This window comes from Nonomuraea polychroma, from assembly GCF_004011505.1.
Lineage (GTDB): Bacteria > Actinomycetota > Actinomycetes > Streptosporangiales > Streptosporangiaceae > Nonomuraea > Nonomuraea polychroma.
In genome coordinates this window covers 3759186-3776981 of sequence record NZ_SAUN01000001.1, presented here as the reverse complement: position 1 = coordinate 3776981, position 17796 = coordinate 3759186, and the positions used below count along the sequence as shown (strand labels likewise).

Annotated in this window: 21 protein-coding genes; 13 read left to right on the top strand and 8 right to left on the bottom strand. The window is 69.5% G+C overall.

Going from position 1 to position 17796, the window contains the following annotated elements:
- Positions 1–42 precede the first annotated feature (42 nt).
- Together EDD27_RS17040 and EDD27_RS17035 are read right to left on the bottom strand one after the other, a co-directional pair.
- Entirely contained in the window at positions 43–552 is a 510-nt protein-coding gene (locus EDD27_RS17040) for a pyridoxamine 5'-phosphate oxidase family protein (protein WP_127933318.1), read from the bottom strand.
- A 354-nt stretch (positions 553–906) separates the two neighbouring features.
- On the bottom strand, positions 907–2148 hold the full coding sequence (locus EDD27_RS17035; protein WP_127933317.1) for an MFS transporter: 1242 nt from the start codon (positions 2146–2148) through the stop codon (positions 907–909).
- An 84-nt stretch (positions 2149–2232) separates the two neighbouring features.
- Here EDD27_RS17035 and EDD27_RS17030 point away from each other — a divergent pair, with 84 nt between their 5' ends.
- On the top strand, positions 2233–3162 hold the full coding sequence (locus EDD27_RS17030) for a LysR family transcriptional regulator (protein ID WP_127933316.1): 930 nt from the start codon (positions 2233–2235) through the stop codon (positions 3160–3162).
- A 178-nt stretch (positions 3163–3340) separates the two neighbouring features.
- Here EDD27_RS17030 and EDD27_RS17025 read toward each other — a convergent pair whose 3' ends face one another.
- Together EDD27_RS17025 and EDD27_RS17020 are read right to left on the bottom strand one after the other, a co-directional pair.
- The gene (locus tag EDD27_RS17025; protein ID WP_127933315.1) at positions 3341–3553 is read right to left on the bottom strand and encodes a hypothetical protein; all 213 of its coding nucleotides are present in this window, start codon (positions 3551–3553) and stop codon (positions 3341–3343) included.
- Between the two features lie 308 nt (positions 3554–3861).
- Complete coding sequence (locus tag EDD27_RS17020) at positions 3862–4731, bottom strand: NmrA family NAD(P)-binding protein (RefSeq protein ID WP_164903644.1); 870 nt, start codon at positions 4729–4731, stop codon at positions 3862–3864.
- 58 nt (positions 4732–4789) lie between these two features.
- On the opposite strand from EDD27_RS17020, the gene EDD27_RS17015 reads away from it, so the two are divergent.
- On the top strand, positions 4790–5182 hold the full coding sequence (locus tag EDD27_RS17015) for a winged helix-turn-helix transcriptional regulator (protein ID WP_127933313.1): 393 nt from the start codon (positions 4790–4792) through the stop codon (positions 5180–5182).
- 85 nt (positions 5183–5267) lie between these two features.
- Here EDD27_RS17015 and EDD27_RS17010 read toward each other — a convergent pair whose 3' ends face one another.
- On the bottom strand, positions 5268–5750 hold the full coding sequence (locus EDD27_RS17010; RefSeq protein ID WP_127933312.1) for a MarR family winged helix-turn-helix transcriptional regulator: 483 nt from the start codon (positions 5748–5750) through the stop codon (positions 5268–5270).
- Between the two features lie 64 nt (positions 5751–5814).
- Here EDD27_RS17010 and EDD27_RS17005 point away from each other — a divergent pair, with 64 nt between their 5' ends.
- From EDD27_RS17005 to EDD27_RS16975, 8 genes are all read left to right on the top strand, one after another.
- A complete protein-coding gene (locus EDD27_RS17005; RefSeq protein ID WP_241564085.1) occupies positions 5815–6225 on the top strand; it encodes a nuclear transport factor 2 family protein in 411 nt (136 codons plus the stop codon).
- Positions 6226–6445: 220 nt separating this feature from the next.
- Positions 6446–7285: a zinc-binding dehydrogenase gene (locus EDD27_RS17000; RefSeq protein ID WP_127933310.1), complete on the top strand. Its 840-nt coding sequence runs from the start codon at positions 6446–6448 to the stop codon at positions 7283–7285.
- A 247-nt stretch (positions 7286–7532) separates the two neighbouring features.
- A complete protein-coding gene (locus tag EDD27_RS16995) occupies positions 7533–8117 on the top strand; it encodes a TetR/AcrR family transcriptional regulator (protein ID WP_127933309.1) in 585 nt (194 codons plus the stop codon).
- Positions 8114–9607, top strand: a complete 1494-nt coding sequence (locus EDD27_RS16990) for an MFS transporter (RefSeq protein ID WP_127933308.1) — start codon at positions 8114–8116, stop codon at positions 9605–9607. The genes EDD27_RS16995 and EDD27_RS16990 overlap by 4 nt, the downstream gene beginning before the upstream one ends.
- 621 nt (positions 9608–10228) lie before the next feature.
- Positions 10229–10615: a hypothetical protein gene (locus EDD27_RS16985; protein ID WP_127933307.1), complete on the top strand. Its 387-nt coding sequence runs from the start codon at positions 10229–10231 to the stop codon at positions 10613–10615.
- Positions 10616–10797: 182 nt separating this feature from the next.
- Positions 10798–10947: a hypothetical protein gene (locus tag EDD27_RS54240; protein WP_164903643.1), complete on the top strand. Its 150-nt coding sequence runs from the start codon at positions 10798–10800 to the stop codon at positions 10945–10947.
- 243 nt (positions 10948–11190) lie between these two features.
- A complete protein-coding gene (locus EDD27_RS16980) occupies positions 11191–11601 on the top strand; it encodes an HIT family protein (protein ID WP_127933306.1) in 411 nt (136 codons plus the stop codon).
- A 215-nt stretch (positions 11602–11816) separates the two neighbouring features.
- On the top strand, positions 11817–12398 hold the full coding sequence (locus EDD27_RS16975) for a DsbA family oxidoreductase (RefSeq protein ID WP_241564084.1): 582 nt from the start codon (positions 11817–11819) through the stop codon (positions 12396–12398).
- A gap of 126 nt (positions 12399–12524) precedes the next feature.
- Here EDD27_RS16975 and EDD27_RS16970 read toward each other — a convergent pair whose 3' ends face one another.
- Positions 12525–13952, bottom strand: a complete 1428-nt coding sequence (locus tag EDD27_RS16970) for an MFS transporter (protein WP_127933304.1) — start codon at positions 13950–13952, stop codon at positions 12525–12527.
- 25 nt (positions 13953–13977) lie between these two features.
- Positions 13978–14658: an NAD(P)H:quinone oxidoreductase gene (gene wrbA / locus EDD27_RS16965; RefSeq protein ID WP_127933303.1), complete on the bottom strand. Its 681-nt coding sequence runs from the start codon at positions 14656–14658 to the stop codon at positions 13978–13980.
- Between the two features lie 78 nt (positions 14659–14736).
- Between wrbA and EDD27_RS16960 the strand changes: the two genes are divergently transcribed.
- On the top strand, positions 14737–15234 hold the full coding sequence (locus tag EDD27_RS16960; protein ID WP_127933302.1) for a MarR family winged helix-turn-helix transcriptional regulator: 498 nt from the start codon (positions 14737–14739) through the stop codon (positions 15232–15234).
- A 7-nt stretch (positions 15235–15241) separates the two neighbouring features.
- Entirely contained in the window at positions 15242–15712 is a 471-nt protein-coding gene (locus EDD27_RS16955; RefSeq protein WP_127933301.1) for a nitroreductase family deazaflavin-dependent oxidoreductase, read from the top strand.
- Positions 15713–16157: 445 nt separating this feature from the next.
- Here the strand turns inward: EDD27_RS16955 and EDD27_RS16950 are convergent, their stop codons facing one another.
- Positions 16158–16670 (bottom strand): lytic polysaccharide monooxygenase auxiliary activity family 9 protein, encoded by a 513-nt coding sequence (locus EDD27_RS16950; RefSeq protein ID WP_127933300.1) that lies wholly within the window; start codon positions 16668–16670, stop codon positions 16158–16160.
- 394 nt (positions 16671–17064) lie between these two features.
- Between EDD27_RS16950 and EDD27_RS16945 the strand changes: the two genes are divergently transcribed.
- On the top strand, positions 17065–17709 hold the full coding sequence (locus tag EDD27_RS16945) for an isochorismatase family protein (RefSeq protein ID WP_127933299.1): 645 nt from the start codon (positions 17065–17067) through the stop codon (positions 17707–17709).
- The last annotated feature ends 87 nt before the right edge of the window (positions 17710–17796 follow it).

Genomic DNA, 17796 nt, shown 5'->3' with positions numbered 1-17796 from the left:
GTCGGCGGCTACGGGGTGCGAGGCCAAGTGCGGTCGGAGCATCTAGAAGCGCCAGCGGGTGGCGCTGAACCCTTCCTCCTTGCCGAATGCGAACACCTGTGCCGGCTCAACCGCGTAGACGTGCCGAGGATCATTGAGGCCGGTGTCGGCCGGATCGTAGAACTCGCCATCTCTGACGAACGGATGCCACCACGGATACTTGGCCGGAAACAGGTCCGCAACTTTCTGTAGTCGGGCGGCGTTCCGCATGAGACGGGCGGCGCCTTCGAGAACCAAGTCGACATCATGACCGGGCACGGTGACCGCGCAGCCGTTGTTCCGCGCGAGGTTGCGGGCCTTGCGAGCCTGCCGGAAGGTGACGAAACAGACCGTTCCTTCGAGCCATACACCCAGCACCGGCACCACGTGCGGCCGCCCATCCGGGTCGGTGGTTGCGAGCAGGAAGTCGTCCGCCTCGGCCACGCGCGTCTGTACGTCCGCCCAGCTGAGCGCTGTCAGGGGTGTGCCGCGCGGGCTGGACAGTGGCTCGGGAGTCGGCTCGAACTCTGCCATGTACTGCTCCTTAGTGAGTAGGGGCTCAGAGAGATTTGGCACGGAATCCGGCGTGAACGCGGTTCCGGGGTCTGGCCGGTATTCCTGCGAAATTGAACGCTAAGGATTGATCAGCAGATCAGGCCTGTGGCCCCACTCGGGTTCGTGCCACGGGTGATCAGTCTGTGGGGTTGGTGCCGGTTCGGTCGGCGAAGATGGCGATCAGAAGGCAGACGGGCGGTTCTGCCTCGGCGGGCGATCGGCGCGCCGTCGCCTTCGCGCTTCTGCGGCGGCCCTGACATCCCGATGCTGCACAGCTGTGACAGGTCGGCGTTGCCTCGGATGATCGCCGACGCGGCATCGCTGTCGCCGTTGTCATGGCTGACCGTCTGCTTGCGCTGCGGTTCGGCGGCGGAGCGCCGGACCGAGCGCTTGCTGGCCGGCGAAGAGAGCGACCCCGGTGATCGCACACACCGCTCCCAGGGCCTCTCGTCCGGCATGGTCGAGCAGTACGGTGCCGACCAGCGGGCCGAACACGGCACCGACACTCCATGTGGCGGAGGCGACGCCCATGTACCTGCCGCGCAGGTCTGCCGGTGCGAGGTCGGCGAAGGTGGCGCCGAACATGACGGCGATGCCGATCTGGCCGAGAGTCCAGACCAGGACCGATCCCGCATAGCCGGCACCATTCTCTACGAGGGCGGTCAAACCGGCGCCGGCACCGACCATGAGCATGGAAACAGCCAGCACCGCGCTGGGATCGCGACCAGCGAGCAGCCGTACCGCCAGTGGTTGGCCTACCACGATGAGGATCCCGTTCAGGGCCAGCACCGCGCCGTACGTCGCAGGGCCGTGACCATCTGCCGTCATGACCAGCGGTAGCGTCGCGAACGTCTGCAGGAACAGGGTGAAGTAGGCGACGTAGAGCAACACCATGGCGATCATCGGTCGGTCGCGCAGGAGCACTGGCAGCAGCGCTCGCCGGGTCTGTTTCGGTGTCGGCGGCCGGGTCTCGGGAATCCGGCGCCAGACGATCAGCGCCGCGATGATCGCGGCCGTGGCGTTGATCCAGAACAAGAGTCCGTACCCATGCTGGGCCAGGACCCCGGCGGTGACCGTGGCGACGGAGAAGCCGAGGTTGGCCGCCCAGAACAGCAACCCGAAGGCCCGGACCCGCTGCCTGGGATGGAGGTCGGCCACCACAGCAGACCCAACCGGGCGGAACAGGTCCGCCATCAGCCCGACACCGAGTGCCGCCGCCCAGATCGCCGGCACCGTATCGGCCGAGCCGAGCGCAATAAGCGTCACAGCGGTTCCCAAGAACCCCACCAGCATGGTGTGGCGTCGGCCGATCCGGTCGCCCAGCCAGCCGCCGAGCATCTGGGATCCGATGCCCCCGGCTCCGACCGCCGCGACCACCGCACCCGCGGTCGTCGGCGCCAGCTGCTGCTCCTGGGTCAGATAGAGCACGAGGAACGACTGCGCGACTCCGCCGGCTCGACTCACGAAATGAGTCGCCGCCAGGGCCCAGACCAGGTCGGGCAGGTCCAGCCGCAGGCGGGATGGTCGCTTGCCGAGCGCTGTCGCGTCCGGAAGGGATGTGCTGCAGGTCGTCATGTCAACGACCCTAGAATCGCCGTGCACATCAAGAAAAGCGATTACTTCCGATCAAGTCGATCGCTATTGGCTATGCTTGACGTCATGGCTGACCTCGAGCTGCGCCACCTGAGGACCATGGCCGCCATCGCCGAGGAAGGAACGTTCGGGCAAGCGGCGAGCCGGCTTGGCTACACCCAATCGTCGGTGAGCCAGCAGATCGCCGCGCTGGAGAAGGCCGTCGGTGGCGCCGTCTTTGACCGGCCCGGCGGTCCTAGGCCGGTACGGATCACTCCCCTTGGCGAGGTGGTCTTGGCCCACGGGCGCGATCTGCTCACGAAGGCGGAGGCGCTGGCCGACGCCGTCGATCGCTTCAAGGCGGGTAACGGCCGGATCGACATCGGCACCTTCCAGGGCGCGACCAGGCTCATCCTGCCGGCCGTCGTGCGCCGGCTGCTAGATGAGCACCCCGGGTGCGACATCAGGCTGTCCGAGGTGGAACCGGAGGATCCGCAGATCGGAGAGCTTGACCTGTTGTTCCACTACGGCCGGATCGAAGGCGACGTCGAGCACGTCGAGCTGCTCGACGAGCCGTACCTTCTGGTGGCCGGAACCGGCGCATTCCCCGATGGCCCGGTACGGGTCAAGCTGCTCGACGATGCTCCCATGGTCGCCTGGCCTCCCACCCATCACCAAAAATGGTTGGAGCGGGCGCTCGCCAGCCACGGCGCGCGGCCACGGATCGTGTTTCGAACCGCCGGCCACGAAACCATCTTGTCGATGGTGCGGGCGGGCATAGGCTCGGCGGTGCTGCCATGGCTGGCCCTCCACGGATCCGATGCCTGGTCCGACGACCGGCTCACCATCCACCAACTGCGACCATCGCCCGCCTCCACGTGGTACCTGTACTGGCCCGCCGGACGCACCCAATCGCCACTCGCGACCCGAGCCGTCGACATCGCCGTCGAAGCGGCCAACGAGCTGGCCAACCAGGCCCTCCGCTCGGGTCCGTGTCACCAGCCGCATAGTAGCTGAGAGTAACCGCAAGTTCGCGGACGGCTTGACATAAGGGCCATTGGCCAACAACGCGACCTGCGGAAGCGAGCCGCCGTCGTTATCGGGGCGGCGAGCGCCGGGCCCATCCCCGAACGCCCGGGCCGAAACCCTGCGTTGGGCATCGCAGCCGTCACCCGCTGCGGCCTGCGGCGACGCCCTACTTTGCCGTGGTGTTCCTCGGCGCCAAGACCTCCTCGGGCCTCATGCCGGACAGGCACGCGCAGCAGATCAGCGCGGCGGTGGACAGGTGCAGCACCAGGGCATCGACCTCGTCGAAGCCGATCGCCGCCCTCCAGAGCGCATCGCCGATCCGGCCGCAGACCCGGGGCCGAGGAACCCAGGAACAGCCGTTGGCGCTGAGAATGGTCAACCGCAGACCGCGACCTGACTGGCCGGACCCCCACCACACTCAGGCGCGACCCTCGAGAGCGGCTGAACGCGGCCACGGCCTCCCGCAGGCGGATCGCCTCGGCAGCGCGGTGTCAGATCGGGTAGACCCTCGGGCAGGCGGAACGCGAGGCCGCAATGCGGTGGACATGCCCCGACGCGCTCCTGCGGCGCGCGGGCCCACCTGTGGTCCGTACGCCACCATCGCGCAAGACCGACTCACCGTGCGAGCACGGATTCCGTGTCGCATTTCAGCAGGGCCTCACGTGCGCAGGAGCTGTTGTCCGGGACTCAGAGATGCCAGTCCTGCCGCGTGGCCCATTCGCGCAGGGTCGTCGTCCCGGTCGCGATCACCGCTGGGTCCGGCGCCGGAGGCGGCGGTGTTCCCGGCGGGGGCGGGGTATAGGCGGCGGCGATGCCCGCGGCTGTCTCGGCACCGGTGAACGGGGCCAGCATCCGCTCATACTCCTCCGGCTCGACCGTCCGCCACCGCACCTCGCGGCCCAGCGCCGCGGCGAGTTCCGCGGCGACCTGGTGGCCGGTCAGGGACTGGGGGCCGGCTGCGATCCGCACCGGCGGTGGGGCGGGGTCGGTGACGAGCCCGGCGACGACGTCGGCCAGGTCGTCGAGCGCCAGCCAGGGCACCGGAAGCTCTGCCGGCAGCGGGTAGGCGGCCTCACCTGCGGCCACGCGTGGGAGCGACCAGGGGGCCGCCAGATTCTCCATGTACGTGAACGCCGGCGCGAGGACGGTTGCCGTGTCCACGACGCCCGGCAGCTCGGTGGCCAGCAGGACCCGGGCGTCCACGAAGGGCACGCCGGTGGGCGCGCTGGGCGTCGGGCCGCCGGTGTTGAGCACCGCTCTGGGCACCGCACCGCCCTTGAGCGCGGCGAGTACCGCCTCGGCCTGCGGCACGGCCGCATCGGCGGCGAAGACCAGCGGCAGTTGCACGATGACCGCATCGGCCCCGGCGTAGGCGTGTGTCAGGGACTCGGGCACGGACAGGTCGGCGAAGACGGGTTCGGCGCCCGTGGGCAGGTCAGCCGTGGAGGTGTCGCGGACCGCGGCGCGGACGCGGTGGCCCGCGGAGAGCAGCCGCCGGACGACGGGGGCTCCCTGGGTGCCGGTCGCTCCATGGACGACAACGATGGATGTGTTCATGAACCGGCACATTAGTTTCAACAGGAAAGTAGTACCTACAACGGAATATAGTTTCCCAATGGGAACTAACGGGGTGGACATCGCCGCCCGCCTGGCCACGGCGTCCCTGCGCGGGTGCGGCGTCGAGCGGACGCTCAAGGTCCTCGACGGCAAGTGGTCCACGCTGATCATCCGTGAGTTGCTGACCGGCTCCAAGCGGTTCGGCGAACTGCGCTCGGCACTGGGCGACCCCAGCGCCAAGACGCTCACCGAGCGGCTACGGATGCTGGAGAACCAGCAGATCCTCACTCGCACCGTGTACGCGGAGGTGCCGCCCCGAGTCGTCTACGAGCTCACAGAACAGGGCCAGAGCCTCAGCGGCATCCTGTACGCCATGCTGGTGTGGGGTGAGGAGCATCCCCTCATCGAGGAGTCCCAGGAACAGAGCGGTCCCAGACGTGCGACATCCTGATCGGATCACCGGCGCGCCTGTAGGGGGCAGGCCCGCGATGACCTGGCCGAGATGCAGTGCAACGGCCCAGCAGCGCAGTGCAGGACTACCGAGGTGGCCTGACCTCGCGATGCCGCACGGCCGGGGCACCGCCCAGCTCGTCCAGCAACTCCGCGAGCAGCGCCCGGCACTCCTCCAGCCGCCGCTTCCCGCCGCGCCCGGCCAGCCGCGCCTCTAGCGCCTCCCGTGCCCGCCGCGCCGCCGCCACGGCCTCCTGGCCCCGCCGCGTCAGGTGCGCCCGCCGGATCCGGGCATCACCCGGGTCGGCGTGGCGTTCCACGTAGCCGAGGCGTTCGAGCTCGGCGACGGCCTTCGACGCGGCCTGCTGGGTGACGCCCAGTTTGGGGGCCAGCTCGCCCACCGTGGGGCCGTCGCCGCCGACGAGGTGCTGGAAGACGTACCCGTGCGCGAACCGCAGCCCTGCGAAGCCCTGGTCGGCCAGGCTCTGCTGCACGACCTCGGCGGCCGCGAAGCCCACGAACAGGGCGAGCGTCCCGGTGTCCAGATCACCGGTCAGGACAGGCTGCATGTGCCCATTCTGCACTTAACAACCATGGTTGTGCAATCGTTGTTGTACAACTATGGTTGTCGACATGGCGAACCTCCAGCAGCACCCCAACGTGGACCTCGCCGTCCGCTACCACGAGGCGGTCTCCAAGAGCGAGAGCGCCGACCGGTTCCTCCATGAGGACGTCGTGCACCACGAGCTCCCCAACGCGCTGTTCCCGGACGGCGTCGTGCGAGACCTCGACGGCCTGCGCGCTGCGGCGGCACGCGGCCGAACGACGATCCGCGACCAGCGCTTCCAGGTGCTCAACGCGGTCGCGGCCGGCGACCAGGTCGCCCTCGAGGTCCTCTGGACCGGCACCCTGGCCGTCCCGCTGGGCGACCTGCCGGCCGGCCATACCCTGCGCGCCCATATCGGCACGTTCCTCCGCTTCCGCGACGGCAAGATCATCGCCCAGCGCAACTACGACTGCTACGAACCCGCGAGCCGACCCTGACCCGCCCGCCAAGGTGGCGCGGGGTGCACGCCGACACCCACGGCCATGTTGTTACATCGACATCTCACGTCCCAACGGCTTCACTGGCAACAGAATTCAGCCAGTTCAGCCCTCAGATGGGACGTCGACCGCGGAGGGTGCGGACCAAGTACGGGAGAAAGGGACGGTCACGTCTCTGACCACGGCTATCACGTTGCCCCGGGCAACGTGGGGCGCCACGATGGCGTGCTCCGCCGCGCTGCCCGTCGCCGGCATCACCGCCCGCCGGGACCTCGACCTGCTCAACGTCGCCGCCGGAGACACCCTGCTCATCCACGGCGCGGCGGGCGCCGTCGGCACCGTCGCGGTCCAACTGGCCGTCGCCCGCGGCGCCACAGTCATCGGCACGGCATCGAGCGCCAACCACGACTACCTGCGCTCGCTCGGCGCCATCCCCGTCACCTACGGCGACGGCCTCGTCGACCGCGTCCGCAGCCTCGCACCCCAGGGTATCGACGCGGTCTACGACATCGCCGGCCAAGGCGCGCTGCCCGACTCCATCACGCTGCGCGGCGGCACCGCCGACCGCATCCTCACCATCGCCGATGCTGCCGGCCCCAGCCTGGGAATCCCGCTGTCGACGACCTTCCTGCCCGACGCCGCCCGGATCCTCACCGAACAGGCCGAACAAATCGTGGACGGCACCCTACGGATCACCATCGCGACCGCGCTGCCCCTCGCGGACGCCGCCAAAGCCATGCAACACACGAAACCGGTCACGTCCAAGGAAAAATCGTCCTGCACGGTAAGCCGGCCTGAGCGCACCGGCCTCCTGCACTCGACGGCCGGGGACGGAGGAAGGGCCTTCGGTACGTGCAAGGCGACCAGGCCGGCACGACCGAAGGCCCCACCGCCAATCACGGACTGGCCGCGATTGCCGGCGTTGACGATGCAACGTTCGGCGTTTCGGAGAACACCCGCACACAGCCTGGTGGGCCACAGTAGCGACGCACCGCTCGATCCACGTCGTCCCCGGCCGTCCCTCGCCTCGATCCCGGCGTCCAGACGCCGAATACCGTAGCGGTGATCAACCCTGCCGAATGGCCGTGTTCATCAAGCCGCAACCAAACCCAAGCGGAAGGTCGCATCGTCCGACAAACAAACCCTCTGAGCAGCGCCTCAACACCCCACTGTCCCGTTCTCCCGTACTTGGTCTGCCCCCCTCCATAGCTGTCGCGGTCTCAAGTCCTTACTCCCGAGGCGGGCGTGGAAGCATTCTGTCGGCCTTCGCGTAGACACTGTCTACTCGGCCTTGGTAGACAGTGTCTATGCATGAGGAGGACGCCGGGCTGCGTGCCCGCCTGATAGAGGTCGGCGTGGAATTGGTGACCCGCGAGGGGACACAGGCGCTGTCACTGCGTGAGATCGCCCGGCGGGCCGGAGTCTCGCACGGCGCACCCCGCCGATACTTCCCCACCCACCTGGAACTGCTCTCCGCCATCGCCCGCGAGGGCTTCGCGGCCCTGGGCGCGGAGGTCGCCCAGGCGCTGGGCGACGGCCGGACGGATCCGCGCGCGCAGTTGACGACGCTGGGCCGGGCATATCTCGGCTTCGCGCTGGCCAACCGCGGCATGTACGAGCTGATGTTCCGGCACGACCTGCTCGAGAGCAACCATCTCGGCCTGCGGGAGGCCAGCCTGCCGCTGTTCCAAGTCGTGATGGATCTGCTGACCCGGGCAGGCCTTCGGCCGGGCGTGGACCCGCGAATCGCCGCGGGCGTGCTGTGGGCGAACGCGCACGGCATCGCCCAGCTGTGGGCCTGGGGCAGCCTGCAAGTGACCACCGGATCGGCCGAGCTCGAACCGCTGCTGCGGGCCGCCCTGGAGGCGCACCTCGGGCCGGAACCGCGGTGAGGCCGGGACGCCACCGCCACCTCACGCTGGCCGCCAGCGTCACGGGGGCGGTCATCGTCGCCCTCGACGGAACTGTGCTCACCATCGCCCAGCCCGCTCTGCAACGGGACCTGCACGCCTCGTTCGCGCAGGTCCAGTGGACCAGCACCGGCTACCTCATCGCCGTGGCCGCCCTGCTCGTTCTCTCAGGCAGGCTCGGCGACCGCTACGGCCACCGGGAGGTCTTCGTCGCCGGGACCCTGGGCTTCGCCGCCACCTCGGCGGCGATCGCGCTGGCGCCCGGCATCGGCTGGGTCATCGGCCTGCGCGTCGCCCAAGGACTTTTCGGCGCGTTGCTGCAACCGGCCACCCTCGGGATGCTCCGCGCCGCGTTCCCGACCGACCGGCTCCCGACGGCCATCGCGGTGCGCAGCAGCGCCATCGGCCTGGCGGCCGCCGCCGGCCCGCTCGTCGGCGGCGCGCTGACCGCCCACTTCGGCTGGCGCTCGGTGTTCCTCCTGAACGTCGTCCCCGCGCTCGCGATCGGCGTGGCCGCTCTGGCCGTCCGCGTGCCGGCACCGCGCGACACCTGCGCGGGCGTCGACACCGACGCGGGCGTCGGCTCGGGAGCCAAGGCCGGGGCCGGGGCCGGTGGCCGCATCACCCGGTCCGGCCTGACCGGCGCCTGCCTGCTGGCCGCGGCCCTGGCGTGCCTCGTCCACACCCTGGTGGAGGTACCGCGCATGGGATGGACGGAGGGCACCGTGCTCGGACTGACCGGGGCCGTCGCGGCGGGCGGCGCGTTCGCCTGGCACCAGCGGGTCGCCACCCACCCGCTGATACCCCCGCATGTGCTCGCGTCGAGGACGCTGACCGCAGCACTGGCCGTCCTGCTCGCGGCCTCCGCGGCGATGTTCGGGGCGCTGTTCGTCGGCAGCTACTTCCTGCAGGAGGTCCTGGCCCTGGATCCGCTGCAGAGCGGGCTGCACGTGCTGCCGCTGGCGGTGATGATGGTGGCGGGCGCGCCGGTCGCCGTCGTGCTACTGCGCCGGCAGGGCCCCCGCCGGACGGCCCTGGCGGCGATGGCCCTGGTCAGCTCGGGAATGCTGCTGCTGGCCGGCGTGGACCGGTCGGCGGCCTCACCGGCGCTGGCGGGGGCGTTCCTCATGCTGGGCGCCGGCTTCGGCACGGTGATGGTCACGGCGACGGCCGTCGTCGTGCAGCAGGCGTCCGCCGACGACGCGGGGGTGTCCGGCGGGCTGAAGCAGACCATCATGAACATCGGCCCGGCGCTGGGCATTGCCCTGGCCACCACGTCGATCACGCTCATCGCGCCAGGCCTGGCCGCCGGACAGGCCGGGAACGGGGGATCGCGGTGGACGGCCGCGGCCTTCGGCGGCGCGATGGGGCCCACGCTGCTGCTTCTAGCGGGCGTTGCCGCGCTCGGCGTCCCGGCGGCCCTCAGGCTGCCCTCGCGCGCCGCCGCCGACCCGGTATCGCGCCGAGCATGACCGTCTCGATGCGGCGGCGAAACAGCAGCCGCCGGTGTTGAGCGCGATCAGGCCGGCCGGCGACGTCCTCTCGCGACGGCGCGAACAGTTCGTCGGCCGCCTCGTAGCGGACCTCCACCTTGTCCCCGTGCCCGGCCAGCCGGTAGCCGGAGCGATCCCGGCTGTTTCCGGCTCGCCCTCCTGGTCGTATATGCGCAGCTGTCGACGCACACCCCGACCTGTCAGCACGACTGACACTTCGTGGCGGGGGAGTCCATCCGGCGGCAAAACCCACTGACACTCCTATGGCACTTGGCAGCCCGCTGGGCCAGGCCTTAGCGCCGGACGATCAAGAACGGCGTTCGTTTGTTACACAACAAGCGTCCTGGTCAGGAGGACCGTCCACGGGACAGCCCTCGGTGAGGAATGGAACGATCAGCGGCGGTTGCGTGTGCAGTATTCTGCACGCCATATGGCGGCCGGTGACATGATCCTTAGCGTGGATCGGAGACGAGCTACGGGCGAAGGTACGGCGGGAGCGACGGCTGCGGCGCCGGGTGCGCCGGGCGGCGTGGCGGTTGCGCCAGGCTGAGCTCGAGCAACGAGTGGGCCATCGCCTCGGCCCGTGCCGAGGGCCTGCCGGTGCGGGCGGTGGCGGCCGAGGCGGGACGTTCGCCCTCGCGTATCGAGCAGATCGCCACGGCGGCCGCGCCGCTGCCGGAGCTGGAGGCGGCGCTGGCGCAGCTGCGTCAGATCGGGTGGCCGGCCCCAGAGGATCCCGCTGGTAGCGACGATGAGGAGCTGGACGGTCGCGACAGCATCGCCGAGCGCCTGGTCGATGAGGTGCGTTGGATGCCGGAGTGCGCCGACTGGGTCGACCGGCTCGTCGGCGACGGGTTTCCCCCGGTGGTGAACCTGCGTCCGGCCGATGATGAGGACGCTTACCACGTCGGGGTGGACCTGGCCCGAGTGGCTGCGGTGCTGCGCCGCATCGCCTACGACATCGACGAGCTGGTCGACGTCGACTGATCCCCGGCCATTATCACGATCAGGATCAACCGCCATATGCGGTGAGGCTGAGTCGTGAAATCCGCGCCCAGGCAGATGCGGCACCGTATCGCCGACCTTCACCGACGAGCCGGTGATCCGGCGGAGCGGCCCGCTCGGCGGTCACCATCTCGGCGGAGCTGAATGGCTGGCCGACCGGTGTGATGGCCCTCGCCCTGGCCGCCGTCCTCGCCCTGGCCGCCGTCCTCGCCCTGGCCGCCGTCCGCGCGCTGAGGGGCCGGTGGAGCGCGATCGCGGCGTGGGCGGGGGCCGGGCTGTTCCTCGTGGGCGCGGTGGTGTTCTCGATCCCGTAGGCGATCGAGATAGTCGCGGCCGGATACCAGGAGACGATACGGTTCGCCCCCTGGGACGCCGTCTGGTTCGGCCCCTTCCTGAACTACGTGACGGGGGCCGCGTTGATCCTGAGCAGCGCCGCCTTCGCCCGCGAGCTCCGCCTGTCGTACGGCCGCCCTTCGGCCGTATCCGCATCTATCCCCTGACGCGGGGCTGGGAGAGGTGCAGCCGGTCGGCGGTACGGCCGATGCGATCATTGATCAGTGGATGACTGTATCTTCTGCAAGATCGTCTCCGGGCAAGCTCCCGGGTATCGCGTCCTACAGGACGAGGCAACCGTAGCGTTCCTGGACAGAGCCCCAGCCACCCCGGGACACACCCTCGTCGTTCCGCGCAACCATGCCCGCGACGTCTGGGACCTGCCCGAAGACGAGCACGTTCACGTCGCCAGGATGGTGCACCGCGTCGCCCTGCTGCTGAGGACGGCGCTGACCCCTGATGGTCTCAGCATCACCCATGCCACGGGCGCGGCGGCCGGCCAGGACGTTTTCCACTTCCACACGCATGTGATTCCGCGCTGGCCGGGCGACGGGCTGCGTCCCAAGTGGGTCTCCCAGCGAGCCACCGAGGAAGATCTCGCGGCAATCCAGGCGCGCATTCAGGCGGCACGCTGAACCACACACCCTGTTGTGTTACCGGAAGTCATCAAGCCGTGTGCGCGTCCGCTGACCGGGAGCCCTTGATCTCAACCGCGGTTGAGGTTGCAGGATGAGCCACCAGGGCCTGCCCTGCAGTGGACAAGGAGCATGTACCCCTACCTAGGACGTTCATGAAGGTCGAGATTTATGCCGATGTGCTGTGCCCGTGGTGCTACATCGGTAAGAGACGAATGAGTGCGGCACTGGAACAGGTCAACGACCGGGACAAGGTACAGATCGTCTGGCGCAGTTTCCAACTCGCCCCGGAAGAAGGCCACGTCCCCGGCCCCACGGCCGCCGAGGCCATGGCCGGCTGGTGGGGCGATCAGGCGCCGGCCCGCATCGCCCGGGTTCAGGCGCTGGGCGCTGCCGAGGGACTGGAGCTCAACCTGCATCTGGCCCGGCCGGTCAACACCTTCGACGCGCACCGGCTGTGCCATCTGGCCGCTGCCCGTGGCCTCGCCGACCAGATGATGGAGCGGCTGCTGCGCGCCTATCACACCGAAGGGCTCAACGTGGCCGACCCACGGGTCCTGCGGCGCCTGGCCGGCGCGGCCGGGCTGGCCGACGCCGAGGTAGACGCTCTCCTCGCCGGCGACGACTACTCCGAGGAGGTCCGCGCCGACCGGCGCCGCGCCGCCGAGTACGGGATCACCGGCGTCCCCTCACTCGTGATCGACGGCGGGCCCCCGGTGTCGGGCGTCCAGCCCCCCGCCGAGCTGCGCCGGCTGCTGGAGCATGGCCTGACCACCGGCGTACCACACCAGTCCTGACCGGCCGGCCCGGTCGGCGCCAGCATGACCCCTGGTCGAGGCCGGCCAGAAGCGGGCGCAGCGCCGTCGACAGGCGCTGCGCCCGACGTGCGGGTGCGGCAAGTGAGCATGTGGCGTTGCCGGCGGTCAGCCGCGCCGGTGCCGCGGCAGCAGCACGCTCACCACCGCGATGGCCAGGCCGAGCCCGGCCGCCATGAGGAAGACCAGGTCGTAGCCGGCGGCGAGGGCGTCGACGGGGGAACTCCCGTCGACCTCCGACGCGGCTCTGGTGCCGGCGGCCGTCGCGAGCACCGCCAGGCCGATCGACCCGCCTACCTGACTGGCGGTGTTGGCCAGGCCGCCGACGATCCCCGCGTCGCTCTCGGGAACGTCAGCCGTTGCCGCGGCCATGAGGGTGGGGAAGGTCAAGCCGATGCCGGCCGCGATGAGCAGCGTAGGCCCGAGCACGCCGGTGACGTAGCCGCTGCCGGCGTGGGCCAGGGAGAGCCAGCCGAAACCGGCCAGGAAAAGGGCGCTGCCGGCCAGCACCAGGGGGCGCACACCGGTTCGGGGCAGCAGGGCGGCGGCCCATCGCGCGATCACCACGAACGTCACCGCCGCGGGTGTCTGCCCGAGCCCGGCTTGAAGCGCACTGAAACCGAGAACGTTCTGCAGGAAGAGCGACGTGAAATACCACGTCGCGATGGCAATTCCGCCGAACAGCAGCAGCATGCCGTTGCCGACGGCCACCCCCCGGATTCTGAACAGCCGCAGGGGCACCATCGGCCGGCTGGCGAATCGCGCCTCCACCAGGGTGAAGACGACGAGCAGGAGCAGGCCCGCCACTACCGGCCCGAGGACGAGCCCGGACGACCAGCCGTGATCGGCGCTCTGCATGACCCCGTAGACCAGCGCGGCCAGCCCCGCCGTCCCCGTGACCGCGCCAGTGAGGTCGAGCGGTTCCCGCCGGACGGTTCGCGTACCGGCCAGCGACATCATGGCCACGACGATCAGCACCGCGCCGATCGGCACGTTGATGAGGAAGACCCACCGCCACGACAGGCCGGTGGTGATGGCACCGCCCGCGACCGCGCCGGCCATCCCGCCCACACCGCCTGCGGCAGACCATGCGCCGAACGCCTTGGCACGCGCGTTCGGTGCGGTGAAGGAGGTGTTGATCACGGCTAGTGTCGCCGGGGCCATCATGGCGGCTCCGATGCCCTGCGCGACGCGGGCCGCCACCAGGACCTCCGGAGCGGTTGCCAGGCCTCCGGCCAGACTCGAGGCGGAGAACAAGAACAGCCCGGCGACCAGCATCCGGCGCGGGCCGAACAGGTCAGCGGCGCGGCCACCCAGCAGCATGAAGCCGGCGAAGGTCAGCAGGTAGCCGTTCACCACCCAGGCCAGGCCGGTGGGTGTGAAGCCGAGGTCCTCGCGGACTGAGGGCAGGGCGACATTAACGATGGACGCGTCCAGGATCACCATGAACTGGCAGGCACACGCCAGTAACAGGACCAACCAGGCGGGGCCGGCGTGCGGCCGGGACCGCTGCGTTGCGGTGCTGGTGCTTGTCATGACTTCCTTCTCGCTGATCCGCCGCTCACGCGGTCTGGGAGGTGGTGCCGGCCCTGGTGTCGCGGGAGCTCCCGTCGCTCGCGGCGGCATCGGTGACGCGGCCGCCTTCCAGCAGCCGGATCGTGATCTGGGCCAGCCGCCGTCCCTGGTACCTGGCCGCTTCCAGCGCCGCGGCGTCTGCGCCGTCCCCGGTCGGGCCTGTGACAAGCGACGTGCCGTACGGGTTGCCGCCGGCGGCGTACACGACCGGATCGGTGAATCCGGGCGGGACGATCAGCGCTCCCCAGTGGTAGAAGACGTTGCCCAGCGACAAGATCGTGGCCTCGCTGCCGCCGTGCCGGTTGAACGCCGAGGTGAAGGCCGTCACCGGTTTGTCGGCCAGCCTCCCTTCCTGCCACAGCCCGCCGGCCTGGTCGATGAACTGCTTGAGCTGCGCGGCCGGCGCGCCGAACCGGGTCGGCGTCCCGAACGCGAACGCATCGGCCCATGCCAGGTCCTCAACCGAGGCCTGGACGATCGAGGTGGCGGCGTCGGCGTGCTGCCGCCACAGCGGGTTCTGGTCAATCGCGCTGTCGGGGGCGAGCTCGGCGACCCGCCGCAGCCGCACCCCGGCCCCAGTCGAGGCGGCGCCCTCGGCGACGGCCTGTGCGAGCGCGTGCACAGTGCCAGTCGCGCTGTAGTAGATGACGGCGACCTTCACGGTCATGCCCGGCTCCTCGATGTCGTGTAGATTTAGTTATGCGGATAATAGTTATGCGCATAACTAATCTGTCAAGGAGAGCCCGTGGACTTCGAGCAAGCTGATGCCCTCAACCAGGCCATCCGCCTCCTGAGCCTGCGCCACCGGGCCAGGGCCGCGGCGCTGCTGGCCCCGCTCGGCCTGCACCCCGGGCAGGAGGCGCTCTTGCTCGAACTCGCCAGGACCGGCCCGACGATCCAGGCCCAGCTCAGCGAGGCGCTCGGCTGCGAGCCGCCCAGCGTGACGCTCATGACCCGCAAGCTCGAAGCCAGCGGCCACATCCGCCGCAAACCCGCCCCCTCCGACAAGCGCGCCAGCATCGTTGAACTCACCGACAGCGGCAAAGCTCTGGCCGACCAGGTCAAGCAGCTATGGTGCGCTCTGGCAGAGGAGACCGTGACCGGCCTGCCCGCCGAAACGGTGGCGGCACTGCCCGGCATCCTCAGAACCTTGACCAGCAACGTGGACACCAGGGGCCCTCGCCCCGCACACGACCGCCGGCACGCTCTGGTCGCGGAATCGCAACGGACCGAGGGGCGTTGATCAGGCCATGACGTTGACTGATGATTACGAACCGAGCGCGTCGGCGTGGGTCCGCGAGCAGGTCGAGCAAATCCTGCGCACCGGCACGACCGACGGCGTCACGATCAAGGGCCTGCCCATCGTGCTGATGACCTACCGGGGCGCCAAGACCGGCAAGGTTCGCAAGACGCCGGTGATGCGTGTCGAGCACGAGGGGCACTACGCGGCTGTCGCGTCCCTGGGCGGCGCGCCGACCAACCCGCAGTGGTACGCCAGCCTGGTCGCCGAGCCGGTCATCGAGCTTCAGGACGGCACGGTGACCCGGGAATACCGGGCGCGCGAGGTGTTCGGGGACGAGAAGGCCGTCTGGTGGCGCCGGGCGGTGGACGCGTACCCGGACTATGCCGACTACCAGCGCAAGACCGACCGCCAGATCCCTGTCTTCGCCCTCGAACCGGTCAACGGGGACAAGCCGGCCGGTGACGGCACCGAGGGCTAGAGCACCTACGCATCCACGGCGAAGGCATGGCCGCCGCCGCGTTCAACGTTGCTCGACGGCCCCGTAGCGCCCCCGCGGGGCCGTCTCGTTTCCGTTTGCCGGAGGCGCAGATCAAACCGGCCGTGAGACCGAGCCGCCGAGCCTGCTGAGGCTGGCCCGCCTGGCCGTTGGCGTGCGCGTCGGCCAGGATGCGGGGGAGTTGACTGCGCGATGTGATGTCCAGCTTGGCGAAGATCTTGCGCGCACGGGCCTCGATCCCGAGAGCCCAGTCGGTCGGGCCGGCGTGCGCGGTCTTCGCGATGCAGCCCTTCCTTCGTATCCGGAACGAGGGAGGCGACCAGCACCGTCGCCTCGGTGGGTCAGGGGCCCGGCGCGGGCGGGCCCCTGACGCCGCGAACGATCGGCCGCGTTCAGAGTGCCGGGACGTTCGCGCGGGGGGACGGCGTCAGCCGATCCGCAGGTCGATGCAGGAGTAGAAGGCGTTGGCCGTGTCACCGATGTTCCAGATCGCCAGCACCTTCTGCCTGCCGGAGAAGCCCCCGAAGTTGACGGTGTGAGAGACCCCCGACATAGGCGGTGGCTGGTTGTTTCCGCTGAAGGAGGCCACCCTGGTGTTGCCGATGTAGTACTCGTAGTTGCTGGTCCGATGCGGGGCGGTGAACGTCCACCTGAAGGTCACCGTCCTGCCGACCGACGTGACCGGCCAGGGCTTGCTCTCGTCGCTGAGCTGCGCGAATCGCGAGAGGTTCGCGTGGCAGCTACGCAGGCCCTTCGGGCCTTCCACGCTCTGCGGCTCGTAGATGATCGGGCCGCAGTTGGGCACCTTGCCCTGGTGGCAGTTGGCCTGCCTGCTGGGTGGCGAGAGGACGTAGCCGTGGGCCCACGCCGGAGTGGTGTTGAAGACCGTGGTGGCGATGGCGATCACCGCCATGGCGAGTAACGTGAGCGTTCTTCTCATGAAGTGGCTCCTTACATGGGGGGATACCTCGAATCTAAAGGAAAGTTTCCTAATGGTAAATGATAGGTTGACGATTCTTCAGGGATGTAGTCAGCCCGTCACGATGAAGTTTCTCGCGGGCCGCCACGGCGCTGACTCACTCCCGCCTGTAATTACGTGGTCGTGGTGGACGCGGTCGGGTCGGAGACGATCCTCAACTGATCACGCCATGGTGCCTTTGGCGACACGTTGCCCTGCATGTCGCACACCCGACGCCTCGGGTCCAACGCTTCCTCGACGCATCTTGTCTACGTGGCGGCAGAGGGAATAGGCTCGAATTAGTCAATGTTATGACTGTCAAAGACAGTTACTATAGAGCCGGGCGGGCATCCACCCCCTCAGACAGGAGACGCTCATGAGCGAGAACAGCACCGGCATCAGCCGCTTCCTGGAGCCGCTGACCCGAGACAACGCGGCCTTGCTGCTGATCGACCACCAGGTCGGCCTCTTCACCGGAGTGCGGGACATCGAAGTCGCCACGCTCAAGCACAACGTGGCCGCTCTCGCCAAGGCCGCCCAGGTACTGGGCGTGCCCACCGTGGTGACCACCACCGGGGCCGACGGCCTGTGGGGGCCGCTCGTGCCCGAACTGGCCGAGGTTCTCCCTGCGGACCTTGAGGTGATCGACCGCAGCACCGTCAATGCCTGGCACGACTCTCGTGTCCGCGCGGCAGTGGAGGCGACCGGCCGCAAGAAGCTGATCGTCGCGGGAATCTCCATCGAGGTCTGCCTGGCCTTCCCGGCACTGTCGGCGACTGCCGCAGGCTATGACGCGTACGCGGCCATCGACGCCTCGGGCACGTTCAGCGAGACGAAGCGGACGGCCGGTCTGCTGCGGATGCAGCAGGCGGGGGTCATCATCACCGACTACGCCACCACGATGGTCGAGATCCTCGCCGACAACGCCGACCCGAAGGCGTACGAGGTGTACTCGGCGCTGGACATGCCGTTCGCGACCCTGGTCGGTCAGCTGTCCGCCGCCTACACCAAGAACGGCTGACCTGCTCCGATCGTCGAGCCGCTCCCGCGGGCGCCGATGCTCCCGCGCGAGCTTCCGGACGTCGCCCATGCTTCAGCCGCCCGGAGG

Bases quoted from the DNA above. Each gene is read 5' to 3' on its own strand.
- EDD27_RS16955 (WP_127933301.1), top strand. From the start codon at position 15,242: ATGACGTTGACTGATGATTACGAACCGAGCGCGTCGGCGTGGGTCCGC.
- EDD27_RS16975 (WP_241564084.1), top strand. From the start codon at position 11,817: ATGAGTGCGGCACTGGAACAGGTCAACGACCGGGACAAGGTACAGATC.
- EDD27_RS16950 (WP_127933300.1), bottom strand. From the start codon at position 16,670: ATGAGAAGAACGCTCACGTTACTCGCCATGGCGGTGATCGCCATCGCC.
- EDD27_RS17005 (WP_241564085.1), top strand. From the start codon at position 5,815: ATGGCGAACCTCCAGCAGCACCCCAACGTGGACCTCGCCGTCCGCTAC.
- EDD27_RS16945 (WP_127933299.1), top strand. From the start codon at position 17,065: ATGAGCGAGAACAGCACCGGCATCAGCCGCTTCCTGGAGCCGCTGACC.
- EDD27_RS17010 (WP_127933312.1), bottom strand. From the start codon at position 5,750: ATGCAGCCTGTCCTGACCGGTGATCTGGACACCGGGACGCTCGCCCTG.
- EDD27_RS54240 (WP_164903643.1), top strand. From the start codon at position 10,798: ATGGCCCTCGCCCTGGCCGCCGTCCTCGCCCTGGCCGCCGTCCTCGCC.
- wrbA (WP_127933303.1), bottom strand. From the start codon at position 14,658: ATGACCGTGAAGGTCGCCGTCATCTACTACAGCGCGACTGGCACTGTG.
- EDD27_RS16995 (WP_127933309.1), top strand. From the start codon at position 7,533: ATGCATGAGGAGGACGCCGGGCTGCGTGCCCGCCTGATAGAGGTCGGC.
- EDD27_RS17040 (WP_127933318.1), bottom strand. From the start codon at position 552: ATGGCAGAGTTCGAGCCGACTCCCGAGCCACTGTCCAGCCCGCGCGGC.
- EDD27_RS17020 (WP_164903644.1), bottom strand. From the start codon at position 4,731: ATGAACACATCCATCGTTGTCGTCCATGGAGCGACCGGCACCCAGGGA.
- EDD27_RS17015 (WP_127933313.1), top strand. From the start codon at position 4,790: ATGGGAACTAACGGGGTGGACATCGCCGCCCGCCTGGCCACGGCGTCC.
- EDD27_RS17030 (WP_127933316.1), top strand. From the start codon at position 2,233: ATGGCTGACCTCGAGCTGCGCCACCTGAGGACCATGGCCGCCATCGCC.
- EDD27_RS16970 (WP_127933304.1), bottom strand. From the start codon at position 13,952: ATGACAAGCACCAGCACCGCAACGCAGCGGTCCCGGCCGCACGCCGGC.
- EDD27_RS17035 (WP_127933317.1), bottom strand. From the start codon at position 2,148: ATGACGACCTGCAGCACATCCCTTCCGGACGCGACAGCGCTCGGCAAG.
- EDD27_RS17000 (WP_127933310.1), top strand. From the start codon at position 6,446: ATGGCGTGCTCCGCCGCGCTGCCCGTCGCCGGCATCACCGCCCGCCGG.